General features: G+C 69.3%; 21 protein-coding genes. 7 read left to right on the top strand and 14 right to left on the bottom strand.

Features of this window, described 5'->3' with window-relative positions; genetic code table 11:
- From CKO41_RS18470 to CKO41_RS11910, 4 genes are all read right to left on the bottom strand, one after another.
- Nucleotides 1-208: hypothetical protein (locus CKO41_RS18470; protein WP_207143997.1), on the bottom strand; the 208-nt coding region annotated here is incomplete at its 3' end.
- 329 nt (nt 209-537) lie between these two features.
- A complete protein-coding gene (locus tag CKO41_RS11920; protein WP_200382406.1) occupies nt 538-1,149 on the bottom strand; it encodes a c-type cytochrome in 612 nt (203 codons plus the stop codon).
- Between the two features lie 199 nt (nt 1,150-1,348).
- Nucleotides 1,349-2,413, bottom strand: a complete 1,065-nt coding sequence (gene nadA / locus CKO41_RS11915) for a quinolinate synthase NadA (protein ID WP_200382405.1) — start codon at nt 2,411-2,413, stop codon at nt 1,349-1,351.
- Nucleotides 2,410-3,102 (bottom strand): NUDIX hydrolase, encoded by a 693-nt coding sequence (locus CKO41_RS11910; RefSeq protein WP_200252209.1) that lies wholly within the window; start codon nt 3,100-3,102, stop codon nt 2,410-2,412. The genes nadA and CKO41_RS11910 overlap by 4 nt, the downstream gene beginning before the upstream one ends.
- A gap of 334 nt (nt 3,103-3,436) precedes the next feature.
- Between CKO41_RS11910 and CKO41_RS11905 the strand changes: the two genes are divergently transcribed.
- From CKO41_RS11905 to CKO41_RS11895, 3 genes are all read left to right on the top strand, one after another.
- The gene (locus tag CKO41_RS11905) at nt 3,437-4,678 is read left to right on the top strand and encodes a hypothetical protein (RefSeq protein ID WP_200382404.1); all 1,242 of its coding nucleotides are present in this window, start codon (nt 3,437-3,439) and stop codon (nt 4,676-4,678) included.
- Between the two features lie 71 nt (nt 4,679-4,749).
- Nucleotides 4,750-5,184 (top strand): hypothetical protein, encoded by a 435-nt coding sequence (locus tag CKO41_RS11900; RefSeq protein WP_200382403.1) that lies wholly within the window; start codon nt 4,750-4,752, stop codon nt 5,182-5,184.
- Nucleotides 5,185-5,202: 18 nt separating this feature from the next.
- Nucleotides 5,203-6,804, top strand: coding sequence for a sensor domain-containing diguanylate cyclase (locus CKO41_RS11895; RefSeq protein ID WP_200382402.1), 1,602 nt, complete (start codon nt 5,203-5,205; stop codon nt 6,802-6,804).
- 51 nt (nt 6,805-6,855) lie between these two features.
- On the opposite strand, the gene draG is transcribed toward CKO41_RS11895, so the two are convergent.
- The 7 genes from draG to nifB all read right to left on the bottom strand — a co-directional run bounded on the left by draG (nt 6,856) and on the right by nifB (nt 12,289).
- Complete coding sequence (gene draG / locus CKO41_RS11890) at nt 6,856-7,800, bottom strand: ADP-ribosyl-[dinitrogen reductase] hydrolase (RefSeq protein WP_200382401.1); 945 nt, start codon at nt 7,798-7,800, stop codon at nt 6,856-6,858.
- Nucleotides 7,775-8,350: a nitrogen fixation protein NifQ gene (locus tag CKO41_RS11885; protein WP_338113758.1), complete on the bottom strand. Its 576-nt coding sequence runs from the start codon at nt 8,348-8,350 to the stop codon at nt 7,775-7,777. Before CKO41_RS11885 ends, draG begins: the two co-directional genes overlap by 26 nt.
- A gap of 2 nt (nt 8,351-8,352) precedes the next feature.
- Complete coding sequence (locus CKO41_RS11880; protein ID WP_200252220.1) at nt 8,353-8,700, bottom strand: 2Fe-2S iron-sulfur cluster-binding protein; 348 nt, start codon at nt 8,698-8,700, stop codon at nt 8,353-8,355.
- Between the two features lie 123 nt (nt 8,701-8,823).
- Nucleotides 8,824-9,108: a 2Fe-2S iron-sulfur cluster-binding protein gene (locus CKO41_RS11875; protein ID WP_200252223.1), complete on the bottom strand. Its 285-nt coding sequence runs from the start codon at nt 9,106-9,108 to the stop codon at nt 8,824-8,826.
- A 53-nt stretch (nt 9,109-9,161) separates the two neighbouring features.
- Nucleotides 9,162-10,445 (bottom strand): FprA family A-type flavoprotein, encoded by a 1,284-nt coding sequence (locus CKO41_RS11870; RefSeq protein WP_200382400.1) that lies wholly within the window; start codon nt 10,443-10,445, stop codon nt 9,162-9,164.
- Nucleotides 10,445-10,723 (bottom strand): 4Fe-4S dicluster domain-containing protein, encoded by a 279-nt coding sequence (locus tag CKO41_RS11865; protein WP_200252229.1) that lies wholly within the window; start codon nt 10,721-10,723, stop codon nt 10,445-10,447. Before CKO41_RS11865 ends, CKO41_RS11870 begins: the two co-directional genes overlap by 1 nt.
- A 24-nt stretch (nt 10,724-10,747) precedes the next feature.
- The gene (gene nifB / locus CKO41_RS11860; RefSeq protein ID WP_200382398.1) at nt 10,748-12,289 is read right to left on the bottom strand and encodes a nitrogenase cofactor biosynthesis protein NifB; all 1,542 of its coding nucleotides are present in this window, start codon (nt 12,287-12,289) and stop codon (nt 10,748-10,750) included.
- Between the two features lie 644 nt (nt 12,290-12,933).
- On the opposite strand from nifB, the gene CKO41_RS11855 reads away from it, so the two are divergent.
- Nucleotides 12,934-13,386: a DUF4124 domain-containing protein gene (locus CKO41_RS11855; protein ID WP_200252235.1), complete on the top strand. Its 453-nt coding sequence runs from the start codon at nt 12,934-12,936 to the stop codon at nt 13,384-13,386.
- Nucleotides 13,387-13,833: 447 nt separating this feature from the next.
- Here the strand turns inward: CKO41_RS11855 and CKO41_RS11850 are convergent, their stop codons facing one another.
- The 3 genes from CKO41_RS11850 to CKO41_RS11840 form a co-directional block, all read right to left on the bottom strand.
- Entirely contained in the window at nt 13,834-14,373 is a 540-nt protein-coding gene (locus CKO41_RS11850; RefSeq protein WP_200252237.1) for a cytochrome c3 family protein, read from the bottom strand.
- A gap of 287 nt (nt 14,374-14,660) precedes the next feature.
- Complete coding sequence (locus CKO41_RS11845; protein WP_200382395.1) at nt 14,661-15,518, bottom strand: NAD(+)--dinitrogen-reductase ADP-D-ribosyltransferase; 858 nt, start codon at nt 15,516-15,518, stop codon at nt 14,661-14,663.
- A gap of 321 nt (nt 15,519-15,839) precedes the next feature.
- Nucleotides 15,840-17,321 carry a dynamin family protein gene (locus CKO41_RS11840; RefSeq protein WP_200255501.1) on the bottom strand — a complete coding sequence of 494 codons (1,482 nt, stop codon included), beginning with the start codon at nt 17,319-17,321 and terminating at the stop codon, nt 15,840-15,842.
- Between the two features lie 688 nt (nt 17,322-18,009).
- On the opposite strand from CKO41_RS11840, the gene CKO41_RS11835 reads away from it, so the two are divergent.
- The 3 genes from CKO41_RS11835 to CKO41_RS11825 are packed head-to-tail and all read left to right on the top strand — an operon-like array spanning nt 18,010 to nt 23,928.
- Nucleotides 18,010-19,182, top strand: coding sequence for an efflux RND transporter periplasmic adaptor subunit (locus tag CKO41_RS11835; RefSeq protein ID WP_200254991.1), 1,173 nt, complete (start codon nt 18,010-18,012; stop codon nt 19,180-19,182).
- A 60-nt stretch (nt 19,183-19,242) separates the two neighbouring features.
- Nucleotides 19,243-23,229, top strand: coding sequence for an efflux RND transporter permease subunit (locus CKO41_RS11830; RefSeq protein WP_200382393.1), 3,987 nt, complete (start codon nt 19,243-19,245; stop codon nt 23,227-23,229).
- A 12-nt stretch (nt 23,230-23,241) separates the two neighbouring features.
- A complete protein-coding gene (locus tag CKO41_RS11825) occupies nt 23,242-23,928 on the top strand; it encodes a hypothetical protein (RefSeq protein ID WP_200382391.1) in 687 nt (228 codons plus the stop codon).
- Nucleotides 23,929-23,950 lie beyond the last annotated feature (22 nt).

Below are 23,950 nucleotides of genomic sequence, written 5' to 3'. Positions count from 1 at the left end.
GATCACGCCGGGCACCCCGGCCGGCGACGCCGGAGTTCATGGTCGGCAGTCGGGCGGCGTCGCCGGCCGGGGTGCCCGGCGTGATCGGGGTGGGCTGGCGACTCGTGGCAGCCTGGCCGGGCGGGCCTTGGCCTTCGGCGCCTGGTGACGCTGCGGTCAGGGTCGCCAGCATGACCAGGTACGGTAACCCTCGATGCATCGGAAACATAGGCGCTTCCTCCTGGAGGCAGACAAGCAAGGGCGACGACACCGCCAGCGGTGCCGCATCCCGGTGACGAACCCGTGCTGCGCGATCGAGCGACCGACGCTCCGGTCGGTTTACCGGTATCAGTGTAGGCGATTCGGGTGGCTGCCGTGGGCCGGGCGGCTCGCGGCATTTTCGTTGCCGAGCGGGTCCCGACGACCAGGGGCCCGTCGTCCGGCACGCTGGGCGCGTCATGCGTCGCTCGCCCCGGTCGCCACTCGGTCGTGCCTCGTCGGTACCGCGGCCGTGGCGGCGTTCGCTCGCCGCTTGGTCTTGATTCCCTCGTCGAGTCGCTACTGCTGGCTCGCGTAGTAGGCGAGCAGGGCCTCTAGCCCGGCCTCGCCCTCGCGCTCGAGCAGTCGGTCGAGCTTGCGCTCCATCTTCTTGTCGAGCAGGCGCCGGCCGTCGCGAAAGTCCTCCAGCGTGTCGCGCAGGTAGGTGGCCCACTGGCCGGCGAGGACGTAGTAGGGCCCGATCTCGAGGACGGTGCCGCCCTCGTTGTGGCAACGCTCGCAATAGTTCGCGTGCAGCTGTTGGCCCGTCTTGGCGAGTGCCGGGTCGAAGCCCTGGGCGGCGGGGACGAACGGCAGGTCGTGGAAATAGCCGGCCATCCGCTCGATCTCGACGTGGCTGTAGCCCTTGGCGATGCGGCCCATGATGGTCCCGTAGACCGCGCCGCTACGGAAGCCTTCCATCACGTCGATGAAGTAGGGCGGGTCCATGCCGCCGATCGACGGGACGGCGGGGCCGGCGCTGGCGCCATCGCTGCCGTGGCAACCGGTGCAGGTCGCCGCCAGGGTGCGGGCATCGGCCCCGTCGAGGAGTTCCTCGGCCGGCGTCCCAGGGCCGATGCCGAGGAGTGCGAGGCCCCCGAGCAGGGCGGCCCCGATGCGGGCGTTCGCCATGGTGTCTCCCTCAGGATGGTTCGCGCCGGCGAGCCGCCGGAACACGTGTGCGCCCGGTGGGTGGCGCGTCGATCGTCGTTATCTTTTTGTTGCCGGGAGTTATTTTTTTTCGATGCCCGGCCTCGTCGGGGATGGTAAGGCATCGCCGCCCGGGGTGCCAGGCGGGAGGCGTCGCCGGCGCCGGTGCGCCGCCGGTTGGTCAGGCCTGCTCCGGGAGGCGCCCGCCGATGCCCCGCTCGCGGGCGAAGTCGATCATCCGGCGGATCGGTATCAGGGCGCGCTCGCGGATCGCCGGGTCGACGAGGACCTCCTGGTCGCCGCGTATCAGGACCTGTTCCAGGTTCTGGAGTGCGTTCATCGCCATCCATGGGCAGTGCGCGCAGCTCTCGCAGGTGGCGCCGACGCCGGCCGTCGGTGCGGCGAGCAGCCGCTTGTGCGGGGCGAGCTGATGCATCTTCCAGAAGATGCCTTGGTCGGTCGCGACGATGAAGGTCTCGTTGGGCAGCTCCGCGACGGCCTTGATGAGCTGGGTCGTCGAGCCGACGACATCGGCCTGGGCGACGACCTCGGCCGGCGATTCCGGGTGCACGAGCACGGCGGCGTCCGGGTGCAGGCGGCGCAGCTGCTCGAGCGCATAGCCCTTGAAGGCCTCGTGGACGATGCAGGCGCCCTGCCAGATGAGCATATCGGCGCCGGTCTCCTGCTGAACCCAGCGCCCGAGATGCCGGTCTGGCGCCCACAGGATCTTCTCACCCTGCTCGTGAAGGTGGCGCACGACCGGTAGCGCGATGCTCGAGGTGACGACCCAATCGGCCCGTGCCTTCACCTCGGCGCTCGTGTTGGCGTAGACGACGACGCGTCGATCCGGATGGGCGTCGCAGAAGGCGGCGAACTCGGCGGCTGGGCAGCCCTCGTCGAGCGAGCAGGTCGCGGCCAGATCCGGCATCAGGACGCGCTTCTCCGGGTTGAGGATCTTGGCCGTCTCGCCCATGAAGCGCACGCCGCAGACGACCAGCGTGCTGGCCGGGCTGGTCGTGCCGAAGCGGGCCATCTCCAGCGAGTCGGCGACCAGGCCGCCGGTCTCCTCGGCGAGCTCCTGGAGGTCGCCGTCGGTGTAGTAGTGGGCGACGAGCGCGGCGTCCTGGGCGGCCAGCAGGCCGCGGATGCGCCCCTTCAGCGCCGCCTTCTCGGACGGCGAGAGGGCTGGCCAGGACGGCGGTTGCGGGACGAGGATCGGGCGCCTGGCGATGGCTTCGCTGGTCATGATAGGGCTCCGGGATAGGCGATGGCGTCGTCGCGGTGGCTCGCCTTGAGGCGATAGAGGCGGGCCGGCCGATGGCTGCCCGAGCAGCGGCGTTCGCCCGTGTCTTCGATCCGGGCGAGGCCGAGCGCCCACTTGCGGAAGTTGCGCTTGTCGACGGGGGCGCCGAGGAGGATCTCGTAGATCCGCTGTAAGTCACTCAATGTGAAGGTGTTCGGCAGGAATTCAAAGGCGATCCCCGAATAGCCGAGCTTGGCCGTGAGGCGCTGGTGGGCGAGGGCGAGGATCTCGCCGTGGTCGAAGGCCAGCGGCGGCAGGGCGCTGAAGGGGTGCCAGGCGGCGTCGGCCGCGTCGCTCGCGGCCCGCACCACGAGCCGCTGGGAGGGCACGAGGGCGAAGTAGGCGACGCTCACGACCCGCTCGCGCGGGTCGCGGTCGGGGCGGCCGAAGGTGTAGAGTTGCTCCAGGTACAGGCCGGCGAGGCCGGTCTCCTCGGCGAGCTCGCGCGCCGCGCACCGATCGAGGTCCTCGTGCGGGTCGAGGAAGCCGCCCGGCAACGCCCACTGGCCGCGGAAGGGCTCGCCGCCGCGGCGGATCAGCAGGACCTGGAGCTGCGCGTCGCGGATCGTGAAGACGCAGATGTCGGTGGTCACCGCGGGGTGCGGGTAGCGGTAGCAGTAAGGACCGGTCATTGCGGTTGCCTGAGCCTGATAGGGCGGACGATAGTGTAATCGCTACACTAAGTCAATGGCGCCCTGGTCCGAGGGCAGGACGGGTTCGTTCTGCGGCCTTTCTTGCCAGATGGCTGGGCGGTCGGCGATCGATCCTCGGCGGGGTGGATCGGGGCGCGCGCGGTGGCGTTGGCGTCGATCCGTCGCGCGGCGCAGGCGAAATCGCTTTGACTACCGGCGGGCTCTCGCTTTAAATAGTCGGCTAAATCGTGTATCGGTGGAGACGCAATGGATGCTCCGGTCCGTCGGCATGACAGCGGCCGCGCGTCGGGTTAGGCGAGGCTGACGACCCGCCATGCGCAGGGAGGTACTCTTCTGCCTCGGGCTCGGGCTGTCGCAGGCCGGTCTCGGCGTCGCCGACGAACTCCGCGTGGTCGATGAGGGGTCCCTAACGATCGGCGGCTTCGGCACGATCGGCGGCGCCTACAACGCGAACGCGGAGGCGGAGTTCCTCCGCGACCGCTCGCAACCCGAGGGCGCCGCGGACGGGCGCTTCGACCTGGGTCTGGATTCCCGGCTCGGCGTCCAGGTCAACTGGCGTCCCAACGAGCCGCTCGAGGGCGTGCTGCAACTGGTCGCCAAGCGTCGCTACGACGGCACCTATCGCCCACAGGTCAGTTGGGCCTTCCTCGGTTATGCGTTCGACCCGGACATCCGTCTGCGCGTCGGTCGGCTCGGCTACGACGTCTACCTGATGTCGGATTCGCGCGACGTCGGCTATTCGTACCTCTGGGTGCGCCCGCCGGTCGACTACTTCGGCCAGGTCACCTTCTCGTACCTCGACGGCCTCGACCTGACGGTCTCCCGGGTCCTCGGCGACGGCGTGCTGAAGGGCAAGCTGTTCGCCGGTCTGCTCAACGAAACGCACACCTCGCCGCAGGGCCCGAACTACGAGATGGAGGGCACCACCCTGTGGGGTGGCTACCTCGACTATCAGGACCCCCATTGGCAGATGCGCGTCGGCGTCGGGGTCATGCGACGGAAGCACGAATTCGAGCTCTATGCCCCCGTGCTCGATGCCCTGCGCGGGACTGGTGTGCCCGAGGCGGTCGCGCTCGCCGACGAGTTGACGCTCGCCGAGAAGAGCCTGCAATTCCTCTCCGCCGGTATCGTCTACGATGCCGGGCCGCTGCAGAGCCAGTTCCAGCTGCGCTATCTCTGGTCCGATACACCGAGCTATGCCGACAATGTCGCCGGCTATTGGTCGCTCGGCTACCGGTTGGGGCGCTGGACCCCGTACGTCGTCTACTCGCGGATCAAGTCCGAGCATCGGCACCTCGACACCGGGTTGCCCGATAGCAACCCCGACTATGCCGCGATCAACGACGGTGTCGAGCAGATCCTGCAGGCATCTCAGGTCGATCAGGATACCCTGTCGCTCGGTGCGCGCTTCGACTTCGCGAGGAATGCCGCGCTGAAGCTCCAGGTCGACTGGGTCCACAGCCGCGACAACCCCTCCCTGCTCTGGCTCGATCCGGATCCGGATTGGGACGGCCGGGCGACCCTGTTCAGCGCCGCGCTGGATTTCGTCTTCTAGCGGGGGCCGGCGCGATGTCTCGTTCCAGATCCAGGTCGGCCCGAGAGCGTCCCGTCCGGCGACGGTTGCGGTTGGGGGTGCTCGCGCTCGGCTGGGCCTGCGCCGTCTATGCGAGCGCCAGCCTGACCGCGGCCGGCAGCGACCTGGCGGTCATCGTCAACTCGGAGTCGGGGGTGAGCGAACTCTCGCGCGCCGAGGTGATCAACATCTTCCTCGGCCGCCAGCGCCGCCTGCCGTCCGGGGTCGCGGCCCTGACCGTCGACCTGGCGGGCCCCGACGACGAGAAGCGCCAGTTCTATTACTGCCTGGTCGGCAAGGAACCGGCCGAGATCAACTCCTACTGGGCGCGCCTGGTCTTCTCCGGGCGTGGCGCGGCCCCCTGGCAGGCCGAGAGCCCCGAGGAGGTGCTCGATATCGTCGAGAACTACAAGGGGGCGATCGGCTACATCGAGCGGCACCGGGTCGTCGACGGGCGGGTCAAGATCGTCCATACGTTGGCGCAATAGAGAGCAGTACCTGACGCCATGGCAAGGCATTCGGCCCATAGCCTCGCAGTGCGCGCGACGCGCTCGATCCTGACCGTCGTCGCCCTGATCGGTGCCTTCAACCTGGCGCTCGGCTATTTCCTCAGCATGGATCGCGAGAGCAGGGAGATGCGGATACACCTGCAAGAGTTGCTGGACACGGTCGAGCGCCCGGCGAGCATCGCCTGCTTCCTGCGCGATCCGCAACTCGCTGGCGAGGTCGCCGCCGGCCTCCTGGCCAACTCGGTCGTCGCCGAGGCGGTCATCGCGACCGGTACGCTCACGCTGGCCCGGGCCGGCCGCGGCGCCCCGAGCGACGTCGCTGGCGCCGAGGTCATCGTGCGCCGGATCGTCTCGCCGTTCGATCCCGACCAGTACGTCGGCGAGATCCGCCTTACCCCCGATCAGGCGGCCCTCGACGCGGAGATTGCGCGTACGTCGCTGTTCATCGCCGCCCTCATGCTCGTCCAGACCCTGGCCATCGGTGCGTTCGTCGCGCTGGTCGTCTACGGCTTCGTGACCCGGCCGCTGAAGCGGGCCGTCGCCGCCCTCCTCGGCCTGCCGGCCGAGGAGGGCGGCAGGCTGCCTCAGGTCAGCCACCACGAGCAGGACGAGATCGGCGAGTTGATCGCCTACGTCAACCGGCTCCTCGATCGGTTGGTGGGGCTTCTCCATCAGGAGCGGGACCTGCGTCGGGAATTGGCGATCGAGGGCCAGCGGTTCCGCTCGATCTTCGAGAACGCCGAGACCGGGATCTTCCTGCTCGACGGCACCGGGGGCATGCTGTCCTACAACCCGGCCTGCCGGCGGCTCCTGCCGGTGCCCGAACGGGCCGACGAACTGTCGGCCCTGCGGGCCTTCTTCAAGGACGACGACCAGGCGCATCGCCTCATCGCCCTGTGCCGCGAGCGCAATCAATCGATCCACCGCGACGTGCAGATCCGGGGCACCGATCGCGACGCGTCGGTGCGTTGGATCCAGCTGACGCTGACGCCGATCGGTGATGAGATGTTCCAGGGGGTCGTCAACGACATCACCGAGCGCAAGATCGCCGAGGCCCGGGCCCTACTCGCGGCGCGCACCGACCCGCTCACGGGGTTGCTCAACCGCGCCGGCTTCATCGATGCGCTGGGCGAGCGTCTCAACCCGGCCCGCGCCACGCCGCGCTCCTGGGCCGCGCTGATGATCGTCGATCTCGACCTCTTCAAGACGATCAACGACACCTATGGCCACGCCGCCGGGGATCGCGTGCTGATGGCCGTCGCCAGGCGGCTGAAGCGGTTGGTGCGCATGTCGGATCCGGTCGGACGGTTCGGTGGCGACGAGTTCGTGCTCCTGATGAGCGGGGTCGATCAGCTGGACGTGGTCGAGAGGTTGGCGCGCAAGATCGTCGCCGGCGTGGCCCGGGAGATCCCGATCGGCGATCGGCGCGTCGTGCGCGTCGGCGTCAGCGTCGGCATCGCGCTGAGCCCACTGGAGCGGGCCGATCGGGCGCGACTCTTCAAGGAGGCGGACGAGGCCATGTACGAGGCCAAGCGGGCGGGGCGCAATGCCTACCGCTTCTTCAGCGCCCCCGCCGCGCCGGCGTCGGAACCGCCGTAGCCGCCGTGCCTGTCCCATCGTCTCTGTGCGATGGTCGGCGCGGCACCCCGGTCATGCGCGGTAACGGGCCGACAGCGCGATGAGCGCCTGGCTCTGGCTGAGGCAGTTCTGTCGGGTGTCGGCATCGAGGACGCGCCGCCAGCGTCGCGGGATGGCCTCGAGCCCGTAGAGGGGACCGGCGATCATGCCGAGGATGGCGCCCGTCGTGTCGGCGTCGCCGCCGCGGTTGACGACGTCGATCAGCGCGGTCTCGAAGTCCTCGGTGGCGAACAGGGCCTGGAAGACGGCGCGCAGTGTCTCGACGAGGTAGCCGCCCGGGTTCTCCATGCGCTTGCGGTCGTAGGCGTAGCGCCTGTCCTCGGCGACCAGCGCATCGGCGAGCCGGCGCAGGTCCGCGTGGCTGCCGCCGAGCAGGGCCGTCTGCACCATGCGGATCACGCACAGGGTGCCGCGGTCGGCGAGCAGGCTGTGGTGGGTCACGTGGGACTGGCGCCGATTGGCGGCGGCGACCTCCACGAGCGGGGCACCGAGGGTCGCGAGCGCCACCGGCAGGCAACGCATGCAGGCGCCGTTGCCGGCGTCGTAGTCGTTCTCCGGTACCTCGACGGCCCCGGTGCGTCGGTAGAGCGAGATCCCGCGGCGCACCGTGTGGCCGATGTCGACCGGCTTGGTGCGCATCCAGTCGCTGAAGGCCTCGGCGACGGCCTGCGGCTCGACCCTCCCGTGCGCGAGGATCGTGCGCCCGAGCGCCAGGCTCATCTCGGTGTCGTCGGTGACGCGGCCCTTGCGCAGCCGTAGCCAGCCGCCGCCGAGGATGTCGCGGTGCTCGCCGTAGACCTCGCGGATCTCCCGCGGGGTCATGAATTCGACGGTGGCCCCGAGCGCATCGCCGATGGCGAGGCCCAGGTAGGCGGCCGCGGCCCGCTCGCGCACCCGCCCTTCGGCGATCGGGTGGTCGCCCCGCTCGGGCTCAGGCCTCGGGTCCGAAACAGACATGGTAGTCACAGCAGGCCTCGCAGGAGGGCGAGCGGCACAGCCGGATGCCCTCGGTCTCGCACAACTGCCGATAGAGAAAACGCTTCCACTTCATGTCTTTGTCGTTGCGCGCGGCGAGGGTCGGGAAGTTGCGCCGCATCAGCTCGGTGAGGTCGGCGCGGCTCCAGAGGCCGAGATCCTGCCAGAGATGATCGCTCGCCAGGCAGCCGGCGGCGACCAGCTCGGCCATCCAGCGCACTGCCGGGGAATCCTCGGCGCGGTGCGCCCACATCAGGCGCACCAGGTCGTCGGCCTCGTCGCGCCGCTCGGCCGGCGGCGCCCGGCCCGGATTCGGGGCCGGGTCCAGGCGCACCCCGGGGAAGTGATGGGCCAGTAGGCGCGCGAAGTCCGCCGGGGCGAGCCCGAGCCAGTCGGGCATCGCGCCCGCCCCGGTGCACCAACTGGCATAGATGCAGGCCACGACCCGATCGTTGCCGGTGCCGACGGCGCCGGCCATCAGCCGCGCGTAGAGCCGCTCGGCGTCGTTGCGGCCGGTCGCGGCCATCGCCATCGTCAATACTCGACGAGGATGTCTTCGTCGCGCACGATCATCTGGCAGGCGAGCCGCCACTCGCTCGGCATGTCGTCGACGGCCAGGCGATCGATGTCGTCGCCGGTGAGCTTGCCGAGCGTCTGGAGGACCGCCTTCTCCTTGTCCGTCAGGTGATAGCCCATGCGGTCCTTGTCATCGACGCTCGTCACCCGCACCAGACAGTGGCCGCATTCGCCGTCCTGGCAGTCGAAGTTGACGGGGATCCGGTTGTCCTTGGCGAGCTTCAGCAGCGTCTCCGTGTGGCTGCCGGCGACGGCATAGACGGTCTTGTCTTTCTGGTTCGGATTCGAGAAGGTCACGAGTGCCATCGAGGGTCTCCACTGTTGGCAAGGGCTGAGACGAAGGCCCCCGACCGATGCCCCGCCGGTCGAGGGAGGCGCCCGCCACGGGGCGGGACGCGTCAGGCTATCGGTTCGTCGACGGGGATCGCCTCAGGCCGGCCGGATCCGGCAGTCGCCGATGATCTGGGCCTGGCAGGCGAGGCGATCGTGGCCGTTGGCCATGTTCTCGCGCAGGACCTTCTCCTCGAGTACCGAGGGTTCGGTCAGATTGTCCCTGCCCTCGAGCACCTGCATCATGCAGGTGCCGCAGTCGCCCTCGCGACAGCCGTACAGGATGCCCGCCCCGATCCGCTCGGAGACCTCGATCACGCGCGTCCCGGCCGGGACGCTGACCGTCTTGCCGATGTCGTCGAAGGTGATATTGGCCTTTGGCACTGTTCGCTACTCCGGTTCGGTTGGGTCTCGGTGTCGATCTCGCCCGCTCGGCGTCAGCCGATCTCGGCGAGGTCCAGCGTGCGGGCGCTCCCGGGCCCGCCGACGAGCGAGTCGGCGAGTTGGCGTCCGAACGCGTGGCAGGCGGCGATCTCCTCGGTGCTCGGGATCAGCTTGATCCGCAGCCCAGGCACCGGCAGCTGCATCTTCAGCCCGCGCAGGCGCTCCTCGATGAGCCAGATGGCCTCGCCGCTCCAGCCATAGGAGCCGAAGGCCCCCGCGCGCTTGCCCTTCACGTCGATCGTCGCGAGCGATGAGAGGAGGTCCCAGACCGGCTTGACCGCGTCGCCGTTGATCGTCGGCGAGCCGAAGGCGACTGCATCGGCGCCCTCGATCAGGTCGAGGAAGGCGGCGGTCTCGCCGGTCTCGATGTCGTGGGTCGAGACCTGCACGCCGTCCGCCTCGCCGGCCCCGGCGGCGATCGCCTCGGCCATCTGCGCCGTGTTGCCGTAGGCGCTGATGTAGAAGATCGCGAGCCTCGGCGGGCCATTGGCCGGGCGCCGCGCCAGGGCCTGGTAGTGCTCCAGGTAGCGGCGCGGGCGCTCGCGCAGGATCGGGCCGTGGGTCGGCGCGAGTACCCGCGGCTCGAGCGGCAGGATCTCCGCCAAGGCCTCGCGCACCTGGTGGGCGAATGGGCGCATGATGTGGGCGTAGTAGTAGTCGATCGCCGGCCAGAACTCGCCGATCCGATCGTCGAATAGCCGCCCGTCGCAGAGGTGGCAGCCGAACAGGTCGCCGCAGAAGAGCACCCCCTCGTCGGCCAGATAGGTGCACTGGGTGTCGGGCCAGTGGACGAACGGTGTGAGCAGGAAGCGCAGCTTACGCTCGCCGAGGCTCAGGCTGTCGCCGGTCTTGACGGTGACTAGCGGCGGCTTGGGGCGCGGCACGACGGACTTCAGCAGGCCGTTGAGGATCGCCGGGGCGCGCGCCGAGATGTAGAGGGTCGCCTGCGGCGCGCGGCGCAGCAGCTCGGGCAGGGCGCCGCTGTGGTCGGGCTCCAGGTGATTGAGCACGATGGCGCGGATCTCGCCGTAGTCGGCGACCGACTCCAGGCGGGCGAAGAACTCCTCGGCGAACTCGGCCTTGACCGTGTCGATGACGGCGACGCCGTCGCGGCCGCGGACCAGGTAGGCGTTGTAGGTCGTCCCCTGCTCGGTGCGCAGGATGATATCGAAGGTCCGAAGCGCCGGGTCGAGCGCGCCGATCCAGTGCACGCCCGGGGCGATCGCGACCGCCTCCCGGTGGCGGGCGGCATCCGTCATGGCATCGGCGGCGGCCATCAGCGGGCCCGGATCTCGGCCATCGCGGCGGCGCGCCGCTCCGGTGGGATGCCGGTCAGCGAGCCGGGCGGATTGACCGGCTCGCCGCGGGCGTCGAGGATCGCCCCCTCGATCGGACAGATGCTTGCGCACTGCGGGTCGGCGAACTCGCCGGCGCACTCGGTGCAGCGCGCCGCATCGATGACGAAGTGCGGGCGGGCGGCGGTGATGGCGGCGCTCGGGCAGAGGGGCTCGCAGGCCCAGCAGCTCACGCAGCCCTCGACGATCTGATAGGCCATCGGCGGCTCCTCCTGTGGGTTGTCTCAGCAGGCCTGGCGGTGCGCGGCCGGGCTCGGCTCGGCGGGCAGACGGCCGGCGGCGGCCATCTCCCGGTAGACGGCGGTCAGGGCCGCCTCGATCGGCTCGTCGGCGTGCTCGCCGTCGGGCTGGATGCCGGCCGCCTCCAGGCGCCCCCAGGGTTCGAAGCCGATCTTAGCGCAGAGGACCGCGGTGCAGCCGGCGAGGGCGCGGATCGCCCCGGCCAGCGCGGCCTCGGCGTCGCCGCAGTCGCTCGGCCCGGTGCAATACCGATCGACCGCCTGGCGGCTGGCGAGGCGTGCGCCGTCGGCGTCGACCGCGTAGATCAGGAACTCCGTCGCCTGCCCGAAGTGCTGGTTGACGAGGCCATCGCCGCGCGTGGCGACGGCCATCAGGACTTGGGGCGTCGCGGCTGGGGCCGGCGCCTCGACCGCGCGCTTGGGCAGGGTGAGCGCCACCGGCACGCTGCCCGGCTGGGCGCTCGGTGTGGCGCGCGCCGCCTCGCGGCGGGCCTCGATCGCGGCCTGCACGGCCTGGCGGCGCTGCATCGCCGCGACCGGGTCGATCTGCATCGCGGCGACCTTCTCGAGCGTGAAGTCGGCGCTGCGGTCCTCGCCGAGCATGCCGACTGCGTCGGCGCGGCACTGGCGGCAGTGGCGCATCATCCGCATGTCGCCGGCGCAGGCGTCTTGCAGTGCACGCAGCTCCTGCGGCGTCGGCCCGCGCTGGCCCATGAGGCCGTAGAAGGTGCCGTGCTCGGGCTTCGCGATCAGCGGCATGACATTGTGCAGGAAGGCGCCCTTCGCCTTGACGACGCGGCTGACCTCGGCGAGGTGGGCGTCGTTGACGCCCGGGATCATCACCGAGTTCACCTTGACCAGGACGCCGCGCGCGACCAGCGCCTCGAGCCCCAGCTGCTGCTGTTCGATGAGGATCTCGGCGGCGCGTCGGCCCTTGATCCGGCGTCGGTTCCAGAAGATCCAGGGGTAGATCTCGGCGCCGATGTCGGGGTCGAGGCAGTTGATCGTGATCGTGACGTGATCGATGTTGTGGGCGCAGATCGCATCGACCAGCCCCGGCAGCGCCAGCCCGTTGGTCGAGAGACAGAGCTTGATGTCGGGGGCCTGCTCGGACAGGGCGCGGAAGGTCGCGAGCGTGCGTTCGGGGTTGGCGAGCGGGTCGCCGGGGCCGGCGATGCCGAGCACCGACATCTGCGGGATGTGGGCGGCGACCGCCAGCACCTTCTTGACCGCCTGCTCCGGCGTCAGGACCTCGGAGACGACGCCGGGGCGCGACTCGTTGGCGCAGTCGTACTTGCGGTTGCAGTAGTGGCACTGGATGTTGCAGGCCGGCGCCACCGCGACGTGCATCCGCGCGTAATGGTGGTGCGCCTCTTCGGAGAAGCAGGGGTGGTTGTAGACCTTCGCCCGCACGGCCTCCGGCAGGTGCGCGAGCGCGTCGGGGCGGCTGCCGCAGGCGCTCGCTGCGCACCCGCCCTTCGTGGCGTCGACACCGCCCTCGTCCCCATCGATCAGTCGTAGCGCCATCACGCGGTCTCCAAGTCTCGTTTGGGTGTCGGGGCCGGCCGCTCCCGACGCCATCGAATTCGCATCTGCTGGGCTGAATGCAATCGGCGTGCCTAGCTCTTGAAGGGCCGCAGCCCGTTGTTTTTGCGATCCCCGTCGGGTGCTGGGGAGTGCCGCTGTCGGTAATGCGACAGCGGCATCGGCGGGGGCTTGTTGGGATCGACACAGCGCCTCGCGGGCCGCGGTGAGACCTGGTCGGGGCGATGGTCGGGGCGATTGACCAGATTCCGATCGATCCGACCGCCCGCTTCGTGCGGTCAGCGCCTTAGCGGCCCTGTTCACAGACTTGTCCACAGGCTTTCGACAGGGGTTGGGGATGAATCGCCCGGCTCGCCGCCAACCTGCTGGTCGGGCGGTGCAGGCCAGTCGCTGGCCTGCAATCCGGGCTTGACTTTTCAGTCGTTTGCCCGGCCTTGGTGCGGTCTGCCGGCGGTTGGCGCGTTTTCGGTCGATCCAGCCGATGGGCACGTAGGGTCAAGCCCTTGGTGACCTTGTTCACAGACTTGTCCACAGGCTGCGCACAAGCGCTGGGGACAACGCGGAGGAGGCGATCCCGGACTATCCTCTGTCCGTGACACCGGCATCCGGCGAGAAGGAGATTGGCAATGGACGTGAAGGCGGGTTGGATCTGGTTGCTCGGCGCGTGCGCGCTGTCGGCGCAGGGGGCGGCCATCTACAAGTGCGAGGAGGGCGACGGACACATCGTCTATCGCGATCACCCCTGCGCGGGCGGACAGGCGAGCCGCGAGATCGACGACTCGACCTTCAGCGTCGGCGGCCGGGGTGGCCTCTCGGCGCGCGAGTGGGCCGAGTACGACCGGCTGCGCGCGGAGCGGGCGGCGCGGGTGCAGGCCCGCACCGCGTCGGGGCGCGCCCAGTCCGAGACGGCGGTCGGCTACGAAGACCGGTTGCGCCTGCGCGAGCTGCGCATGCGCCGCGGTGAGATCATCGATGTCCTCGATCGAGGCCGGGTCTCGGTCGGCGAGGGCGTCGTCCTGCGCCAAGAGCTCGAGGAGATCGGCCGGCAGGAGGAGGCGATCCTGACGCGGCGGCGCTGAGCGATGATTCAACCTAGAAACGCCAGTTGACCGCTTCGCCATCGATTCAAGTCTTTGAAATCCTATCGACTCTTTGCGCGAGGCAGGTTCGTCAGCGAGGTGAGGGGCACTACGACCCCCGAGGCACGCCCCGCGCGGCGCCCGGCGGTGTTACAACTCGCGGCAATAGCGCAGCGATTGCGCCTCCTTGTGCCTTGCCGGACACCCCGCGGGACGCACGTCAGAGGCCGTCCAACTGCCGCTTCCAGGTTCAACGACACCCGGCGCATCTTCTTTAGAATACGAAGCACGCGAAACACACGAAAAGGCTGAATACGCGCCGGAGAATCTGCTTTTTTCGCGAATTTCGCGCATCGCGTAGTTCCTTGTCCTCCGCGTGCTCGTATCGGTTGTTTCTGCGCCGTTCCTGAACGCCCCATGCCTGCAACGGATGGGGCGCTCGTCCCGCTATTTCTCCTTCTGCGCCGCGGCCTGGAGCGCCTCGGTCAGGCCCCGGTGGCCGACTTCCCGATGACAGGTGACGCATTGCAGGCTGCCGTCGGCCGAGAAGTAGCGGCTGTGGATTGCGTAGTGCGGGTTGTCCTCACGTTCGAGCGCCGCGTGGCAGGTCAGGCAGCCGGAATCGAAGACGTAGCTCCCGCGCTCGGCGCGCTTGGCCTCCCAGTCGATCTTGTTGAGGCCGATCGAGTGGGTCAGTTGCCCCCAGGCGTCGTGCAGGCCCGAACGGGCCTTCTCAGTCAGGTAGTGCCAGTTGCTGTCGTGCGGCAAGTGGCAGTCGGCGCACTGGGCGACGAGACCTTGGGGGTTGCTGCCGCCGTGGATGTCGGCGTCGTGCGTGGTCACGAAGGGCGTCATCGTGTGGCAGCGCCCGCAGAAGGGGGCGTCGGCGGTCGCCTCGAGCGCGCCTTGCGTGGCGAGCCAGGAGCCCACGACGATGACAGGGGCGGCGATCAGGACCAACAAGATCGCGATGATCCATTTCAGCATGAGTCGGCTCCGATTCGGTGTGGGTCGATTGGCCGCGGGGCAGATGCGGTCTCGCTCCGCCGGCGCGCGGCAGTGCCATCGCCATTCTAGGCGTCTAGACTGCTGTGGGCAGGACGAATCTCAACCCGGGCGCGACCGGCACCCTCGGGGACCTCGAAAAAGGGCGGCCCTTCAAGGGCATCTGACAGGGACGCCGGGAAAAATTCAATGTGCCCCTGCGGGGTCGGGGTGGCATGCGGGTTGGCCAATCGCCTGGAACGCCATCTCGAGGTCCCCCTGGGCGCCCGTCAAAAGGTGCTGATGCCGACCTCGTAGACCCCGCCGATCACGACCACCTCGTCCTCGCCCTTGAGCAGTCCCGGCAGCAACCGATTGTAGAAGAAGACCTTGGCCAGCGGCACGGCGGCCTCGAGGATGTAGTCGCCGAACTCGTCGGCCCGTTCGCGCTCGCTGGTAAAGGAATTGAGGTTGTTGAGCAGGACCCGATAGCGCTGGCCGCTGCGTCGTTCGAGGACCTCGTGCTCGTCGAAGCGGTTGATGCCGCGGTAGAGGGTCAGGTGGTTCTCTGCCGGGTGCTGACGCGACAGCTCGTACTGGCAGTAGGTGTAGAGGAGGTCGAGCTGGGCCTCCAGGGCGTTGGTCGCATAGAGCCCCTTCGCCCCCTCGACGAGATAGCGCTGGTAGGCCTCGCTGCCGGGTTCGTAGAGGCAGCCACCGTGGTGGCGGGCGAGCAGGCCGAAGCGGGTCTCGACCCAATGTTTGAGCACGGCCCCCTCGCGGCCGTCGGAGTCGAACGACCAGCCGCGCACCATCCGCAGATAGTTCGCATTGGCCCGCTTCTTCTTCCGGCGCCCCGGCATCAGGCCGGCCTCCTCGAGGGCCTCGAGGCAGAAATGGGCCGTCATGTAGTCGGTGAAGAGCTGCGCGCGCTCGGCGTGCGTCGCCAATTGATCGAGCCCGTCGAACAGCTTGGCGTGGAAGGTCCGCACCCCGTCGATCTCGAGCGGTACCGGGTGGCGCTGGAAGGTCAGGCTGCCGACGATGACCGGCGGCAGGTTGCAGCGGTTCAGCGGCAGTCGGGCCGTCGCCGGCAGGGAGGGCTGGGGGGCGAGCGGCGCGGGCCGGCTGGGTGGGTTGCGGGTCATCCGGTCCTGGCGGTCCTGATCGGTCGGGATCTCCCCGCCATCATGCCCGATTGCCCGGTCGGTCGGAACCCCTGATTCGCCCTCGTCGGCGCCTCGTGCACCCCTGCGGTCACCTATGGCGGCGAGCCCTGTCGGTCGCGTTGGGGCCGCTGGCGCAACGGCCGCCGAGCATGGATCGGCCGGCGCGCCCCGTAACCCGACGCGGCTGATTCAGAACGGGGTCGACCCGGTCCGCGGGATGGCGGGGGGCGCACGAGACGGGGGGATGGGCGACCCACCGGGCTGAGGCCCGGTGGGTCGCAGGGACGCGAGGGCCTGTGCTCAGAGGGCGTTGGCGCCGGCCGTCGCGCGGTTGCGGACCTCGGCCGCGCCCGAGGGGTTGGTGAACTGGTCGTTGAGCTTCTGGATGTAGTTGTCGCAATCCAGCTTGACCTGGTTGATGCGCTCGCGACTGGCGCTGTGCCAGCCTCGCGGCGTGATCGCGAAGACCGGGCGCAGCGACCGGGTGTTGGCGATGAAGGCCTCGACGACCTTGCCGCGGATCCCCTCGGCCTGCACGCGCTGGCGCAGCCAGGGCAGCACACCGTTGGCGGCCCAGCGGCGGATGCGGAACTGGATGAAGCCGATGGCCAGGACCAGGGCGATGACCAGCACGGGCACGGCCCCCTTGATCGCGCTCAGGCCCTCGAGCCAGGCCGGCTCGTAGGAGAGGCCCTGCCAGTGGCCGGCGTTGAGGCTCCAGAGCATGAACGCCACCAGCAGCGGCACGAAGACGATGGCGTCGACGGTCAGCGTGCGGGTGCGCCAGCGGCGCAGTGCCTGCGTGAGGAGCGGCACCGTCTCGTTGGCGATGCTGCTGGCGGTCTTCTCGATCGCGCCGATGATCCGGTAGGCGCGCTCGATCTCGACATTCTGCATGCGGGCGTGGATCTCGGCCAGGTCGCGGTCGCGCTTCGTCTCGAAGCGGCGGCGGATGGCCTCGTCCTCGATCGCGATGGCGACGTCCGGGCTATAGGTGGTGTAGAAGCGCCCGGCGGTCAGACCGTGTTCGCCGAGGGCGCGCTGCCAGGCGGCGACGACGTCCTCCGGGTTGTCCTCGCGGGCGGCCGCGTCGAGCTGGTTCAGGATGTAGAGGAATTTGCCCGAGTCCGGTCGCTTGATGGTCTCGGCGACCAGGTGCTTGAGGGTGTCGCGCATCGCCCCGGGTTCCGGGTGGCGGGCGTCGAAGAAGACGAGCACCAGGTCGGAGAGGTCGATGATGTGGTCGACGATGCGCAGGATCGCGGTGCGCTGGGCGTCGGCATCGAACCCGGGCGAGTCGACCAGGATGCGCCCGCGCAGCCGTTCGCTGGAGCTGGTGCGCAACTGGATATAGGCGTCGGTGCGCTTGCCCTCGCCGGTCGCCGCCTCTTCGATGCTGCTGGAGATATGGTAGAGCGGAAAGCGGGGATCGGAGTCCAGGGCGACGCCCGGCAGGGCCTGGCCGCTCTCCCCGCCGCTGTGGCAGATGACGGTGAAGCGGTCGTCGACGGCCTGATTGCCGGTGCGCTGGAGGTTTTCGCCGAGGTAGTAGTTGATGAAGGTCGACTTGCCGGCGGAGAAGGTCCCCAGGACCGCGATCAGGGGCCACCAGGGGATCTGGTTCGAGTAGCTTTCATCAGGGCCGAGCAGAGACATGTCATAGGCGACCTGATCGAGCTCGCGAAAGCTCTCCACCGCTCGGAGCAGAATCGGATTCTCGCGCTCCAGGTGTTCCTCGAGATTCTTCAGTCGTTGTTGCACGACGGATGCAGCAGAGGGCATGGCGCTTTCCTCATATCCCGTTAAAAAGCCCGCGCGAGGCGGGATAGATCGCTGATGTGGTTGTTGACGGCCCCGTGCGCGGCGCTCGTTGCGAGCGCACGCGCGTGCCCGGCCGCCTGCGCGGGCCGCATATGCCCTTGGGCAGGGCCCCGGATGGAATCGCCCCAGATGGAATCGGAGCCGCAACGGCTCGAGCACGGGTCGGCGCTGCCAGCGACTCGTCGCGCCGACCGAGCCGAATGGTATAACGTCCATCCGGGCCACGGTAGCCCCTCATTTCGGCCTCGGCTCGCGTATAATCCGGCCCCGATTGGCTCGGTTGCCGTTGTCTTCGCCGCCCGGGCGGCGACCCGGCGCGCGCCGGGGGCGTGCCACCGTAGTCATTTAGCTCACTGAATTAGAAGGACAATTGCCGCTTGGCGGTTGAAATGCCTTGTCGGGTGGGTGATAATTCGCAATCCTGTTGCCTATCTGCAACGATCAAGGGGTCGCCGGGGCGGACGCGAGGGGTGGGCAGGGCTCGGTCAGGCGCTCGGTGCTGGGCGGGCCGTCCGGTCGGACGCCCACTTCCATTGGGGACATTGTGCCATTCTCTGTTCGGGCGGCGGCGCGCTGCGACGGTACCTGCGTGGTCAGTGGCCTTGGCGACATTCGATTCAGGCAACGAGAAACTGGGTATCCGTAGCTCATGGGAACGACTGTGATTCGCGCATTGGCCGCCCTATTGGTCGTCGCGGGGCCGGCCTGGGCGGCGCCCGCGCTCGATTACGGCGAGACCTTCGTCGTGCAGCAGGCGCAGGGCACGCCGACCGTCGCGGTCGGCGGGGTGGTCATCCCGTATCGGGAGGTCACACTGGCGGCCCAGCTGCCCGGCCGCGTCAACTATCTTGCCGGCATCGAGGGCAACCGCTTCGAGGAGGGCGACCTGCTGGTGTCGCTCGATGACCGCGAACTGCTCGCGAACCGTCGTGCGTTGCTGGCCCAGATGGCGAGCGCCGACGCCCAGATACGCAATGCCTCGGTCCAGTACAGCCGCGAGCTCTACTCGCCGCGCTCGCGCGCGGCCACCGGCGGCATGGGGTTGCCGAACCTCTTCGACCAGATGTTCACGCAGCCGATGGAGGAGTTCTCCGGCGATCGCGACCGCGACGCGGAACGCTCCGCCGACCTGTACGCCTCGGGCATCCTGATCCAGGAGGCGCACAACACGATGGCGCGCCTGCAGGCCGAGATGCAGGCCCTCGACTCGAAGATCCGCGACGCCCGCAGCATTGCGCCGTTCGACGGCGTGATCATCAAGAAATTCATCGAGGTCGGCGATACGGTCCAGCCCGGACAGCCGATGCTGAACTATGCCGATCTGGAGTACCTGCAGGTCGAGGTCGATGTGCCGGCGCGTCTGCGCCCCGGGCTGCGCGAGGGCCAGATGGTGACCGCCGAACTCGACGTCGGTGTCGAGGCCGGGCGCGGCCAGGCGAGCCGCCGGGTCCCGGCGCGCGTCGCCCAGATCTTCCCGATGGCCGATCCGCAGCGCCACACGATCAAGGTCAAGTTCGACCTGCCCCAGGGCGTCTCCGAGCCCGGTATGTATGCCAAGGTCCTGGTGCCTGACATCGACGCGGCGGCGCGCGACACGCCGGTCATCCCGAAGTCCGCGGTACGCTTCAACGGCAGCCTACCGGGGGTCTATGTGGTCGGCGCGCGCGGCGAGCCCGAGTTGCGCCTGATCCGCCTCGGCGAGGAGGTGGCCGCGCAGTACGTCTCCGTCCTGAGCGGCCTGCGACCCGGCGAACGGGTCCTCGCCGATCCCGGGCCGCGCGTGACGGCCGGTTGGTCCAGGGGATCTGATTCCGATCGATGAAGGGATGGCGGCAACCGATGAGGTTGCCGTCGTGCTGTTGGACGGGGTGATTAGAACGACATGACCCAAGACGACCATCATTCGCAGACCAAAGGCGCGGACGCCTCGATCGAGTCATTGGGGCTCGCCGGGCGCACGGCCCGGTTCTTCATTCGCTCGCCGCTCTCGCCGCTGTTCTATTTCTCGATGCTGCTGATGGGGGTGCTCGGCCTGATGCTGACCCCGCGTCAGGAGGACCCGCAGATCTCGGTGCCCATGATCGACATCATGGTCCAGTATCCGGGGGCCTCGGCCCAGCAGGTCTCGAACATCGCGATGCAGCCGCTCGAGCGCATCATGAGCGAGATCCCGGGCGTCAAGCACGTCTACTCGGCCTCCGAGCGCGGTCAGGGGATCGTCACGGTCGAATTCGACGTCGGCCAGGAGATGGGCCCGTCGCTGGTCAAGGTCAACGACAAGATCGCCTCGAACCAGGACAAGATCCCTCCAGGCGTCCTGCCGCCGTTGGTCAAGAGCAAGGGGATCGACGACGTCCCGATCGTGACCGTGACCCTCTGGTCGCGCGATCTGGACGAGGATGGCCAACCGGATGTCGATGACGGCCAATTGCGCCTGCTCGCCCAGGATGTCCTCCAGGCCCTCAAGGAGGTCAAGAATACCGGCAGCGGCTTCATCGTCGGCGGGCGGCGCGAGCAGGTCACCGTCGACGTCTACCCGGCGCGCCTCTCGAGCTACCAGATCAGTCTCGATCAGGTCGCGCAGACGATCAAGACGGCCAATGCCGAGACGATCGCCGGTGGCGTCGAGGCGGGCGGTACCCATCTGAGCGTCACCACCGGGGCCTTCCTGCGCGGAGCCGAGGACATCGAGCGCCTCGTCGTCGGCACCCGCAACGAGGTCCCCGTCTATGTGCGCGACGTCGCCCGCGTGACCCGCGGCCCCGAGGACGCAGAGCAGCTCGTCGCCTACTACACGGGGCCGGCGGCCGAGGCCGGCGTCGGCGACGCGAGCGGCGTGCCGGCCGTCACCGTGGCGATCGCGAAGAAGGAGCTGACCAACGGGGTGACGGTCGCCAACGCCATCATCGAGCGTCTCGAGGAGCTCGAGGGTACCCGCATCCCGAACAACGTCGCCGCGAGCATCACCCGAAACTACGGCGCGACGGCCGACGAGAAGGTCTCGGAGCTGATCTTCAAGCTCTTCGTCGCGACCGGCTGGGTGTTCCTGCTCGTCTGGGTCGCGTTCCGCGCGCTACGCCCGGCCTTCGTCGTCCTGCTGGTCATCCCGGTCGTGCTCCTGATGACGATCTTCGTCGCCTGGATCGCCGACTACACGATCGACCGCGTCAGCCTCTTCGCGCTGATCTTCTCGATCGGCATCCTGGTCGACGACGCGATCGTCGTCGTCGAGAACATCTACCGACGTTGGCTCGAGCAGGGCCGCCTCGACGAGGCGACCGCCGTCGACGCGGTGCGCGAGGTCGGCAACCCGACCATCCTCGCCACCTTCACCGTCATCGCCGCGTTGCTGCCGATGGGCTTCGTCAGCGGCATGATGGGGCCGTACATGGAGCCGATCCCGGCGTTGGGGTCGGTGGCGATGCTGATCTCGCTTTTCGCCGCCTTCGTCTTCACGCCCTACCTGGCGATCTCCGGCCCGTTGCGCCCGTCGATGCGCTACCTGGAGATCGCCGAGAAGCGCGAGTACCGCGAGGCCGAGGGGCTCGAGCGCTTCTTCCGCCGGCTGCTGACCCCGCTGATCGAGAGCAAGCGCAAGCGGCGCCTGTTCCGCCTCGCGCTCTGGGGCACCTTCGCCTTCACGCTGTCGTTCTTCTACTTCACCTGGGTGCCGGTGAAGATGCTGCCGCTCGACAACAAACCCGAGTTTTCGGTGGTCATCGACATGCCCGACGGCACGGCCCTGCCGGTGACGGCCAACCTGGCCCATCGCATGGCCGAGACGGTGCGCACGATCCCCGAGGTGACGGCCGTGCAGCTCTATGCCGGCACGGCCCGGCCGTTCGATTTCAACGGCATGGTCCGTCACTACTACCTGCGTTCCGAGCCCTGGCAGGGCGAGCTTCAGGTCCAGCTCACCGACAAGGACGAGCGCGAACGCTCGAGCCACGAGATCGCGGTCGAGGCGCGCGAGCGGCTCACCCGGCTGATCGAGGGCAGCGGCGCGCGCATCGCCGTCGTCGAGATGCCCCCCGGTCCGCCGGTGCTGCAATCGGTCGTCGCCGAGATCCACGGCCCGACGGCCGAGGTGCGCCGCCAGTTCGCCCGCGACATGACCGAGATCTTCGAGCGTGCCGAGAGCACCGCCGACGTCGACAACTACCTGCGCACGGCGTTCGACTATTGGCGCTTCGACGTCGATACGGAGAAGGCGGTGCGCCGCGGGATCTCGGTCGACGTCATCAATCGCAACCTGGCGATGGCCCTCGGTGGTGCGAGCATCGGCGACGTCAAGCGCCAGGCCGGCCACGAGCCGGTCGAGATTATCCTACAGGTGCCGCTCGCGGAGCGCTCGCAGGTCGAGCGGCTCGGCGACCTGCCGGTCCAATCGAGCGACGGCTTCACGATTCCGCTACGCGAACTCGGCACCTTCCACCGGATGGTCGAGGAGGACATCATCTACCGCAAGGACCTGCGGGCCGTCGAGTACGTCGTCGCCGACGTCGGCGGCAAGCTCGCGGCGCCGGTCTACGCGATGCTCCAGATCGAGGACATCATCGAGGGGTCGGGCTACGAGGCACCCGACGGCATCGTGCCCGAGTCGTACTGGACCGGTCGGCCGCCGAGCGCCCAGCAATCGGCCTGGGAGTGGACCGGCGAGTGGACCGTCACCTACGAGACCTTCCGCGACATGGGGGCGGCCTTCGTCGTCGCGCTGTTGCTGATCTACATCCTCGTCGTCTGGGAGTTCGGCAGCTTCCGCATCCCGCTGGTCATCATGGCGCCGATCCCACTGACGCTGCTCGGCATCATCCCGGCCCACTTTCTGGCCTTCCAGCTCGGGTTCGGCGGCGAGTTCACGGCGACCTCGATGATCGGCTGGATCGCGCTCGCGGGCATCATCGTGCGCAACTCGATCCTGCTCGTCGACTTCTCGATCCACGAGATCCAGCGGGGCATTCCGGTCGCCGAGGCGGTCATTCGTGCCTGCAAGACCCGTACGCGGCCGATCCTGATCACGGCCCTGGCCTTGGTTGCGGGCTCGAGCGTCATCTTCACCGACCCGATCTTCCAGGGCATGGCCATCTCGTTGGCCTCGGGCGTGATGGTCTCGACGATCCTGACCCTGATCGTGATCCCGCTCGGCTGCGTGGCGAAGAGCCGCGACCTGTGCGCGGTGGCCCAGGCGACGGCGCCGCCCGGGGTGACGGTGCCCTGCGATCTGGAGGAACGCGCCAAGGCCGAGCAGGCGGAGGCGCGCCCGTCCCGGATCGGTCGCCTCCTCGGCAAGGTCGGCGAGATCGGGATGCTGGTCCTCTATGCGATCCGCGGCATCTTCTTGCTGCTCATCGATGCGCTGAAGGGCTTGCTCGCGCGTCGGCGCAAGGCCGCCCACCCCCGCCCGCCGGCGCCGCCGCGGGCGGGCGATGGCGGTGCGCCGTCCGGTGGCACCCCCAGCCCGACGCCACCGAGCGCGCCGGCCCCGTCCGGGCAGGGTGCGGCCGCGTCGAGCGATGGGGCGCCGAGCCTGACCAAGGACGCCACCACGGACGCCGCGGGGGCGCCAGCGGTCGCGACGCGTCAGGCCCCCGAGCCGGAGGGACTGCCGGACGAGGGCGTCAGGCCGCCCGAGCCGAGCGAGCCTGCCGCCGAGGCCCCGCCCCCGAGGCGCGCGACGACCCGCCGGCGGGCCGCCGCGAAGCCCGCCGGCGACGGGGCGAAGGCGGCCAAGTCGGCGTCCGCCAAGCCGTCGCCGAAGGGGGCGACGAAGGGCTCGGCGACGGACGACGCGAAGGCCGCGCCGAAGCGTTCGGCGCGGCGCGGGATCCGCCTGAAGGACGAGGATTCATCCGGGCCCGACCAGGGCTGACGGGGAGGTCGATTGGACGAGGTTTCTGCGACGGCGGGCGAGGGCATTGCGACGGGTCGCGGCCCGGGCGAGGGGCGTCGCGCCGCGCCGCCGGTCGATCGGCTCGGCGCTCGCCGGCGCTGGGGGCTGGTCCTCGCGATCCTCCCGATGTTCGCCGCGGCCGATTGGTACGGGGCGGTCCGGGAGTGGTCGCCGGCGCCCGAGTGGTCGCCCCCCGCGCCGGCCTGGCGCGATGACGGGGCGCCGCGCCCCGACGGGTTCGCGCCTTGGTCAGGTCCCGGCGGCGGCTACCCCGGGGCCGCGGCGTCCAATCCCCCTCCGTTTGCACCCTCGGCGTGGGAGGAGGGGCGCGCGCCGGTCGGGCTGGGGTGGCCTGGGGGCTATCGCTTCCGACCCGATGACGAGCCGGCACTGGGCCGGACGGGCGCCGACGTCCCCCCGCTGGCCCCCCCGGTGACCCCTTGGCGGAGCGACCCGGCGGGCGCCGGCGGATACCGGTTCCGCGACCAGGGCGTCACGCCCGATTGGAAGGCTGGGGGCTCTCCTCGCCACTACCGCTTCCGTCCGCTCACCGAGCAGGAGCAGAATGGTCGACGTGGCGCCGGCGGCGCCTGGCGCCCGAGCACCTCGCCGCCCGATCCGGCCATCGAGGCCGATGGGCCGTGGGGGCGCGACGGCCCCTACCTGAACCCGAGATAGCGAGACCGAGGAAGGAGGATCC

This window comes from Thiococcus pfennigii, from assembly GCF_016583835.1.
GTDB classification, from domain to species: domain Bacteria; phylum Pseudomonadota; class Gammaproteobacteria; order Chromatiales; family Chromatiaceae; genus Thiococcus; species Thiococcus pfennigii.
This window is presented reverse-complemented; position numbering and strand designations above follow the sequence as displayed.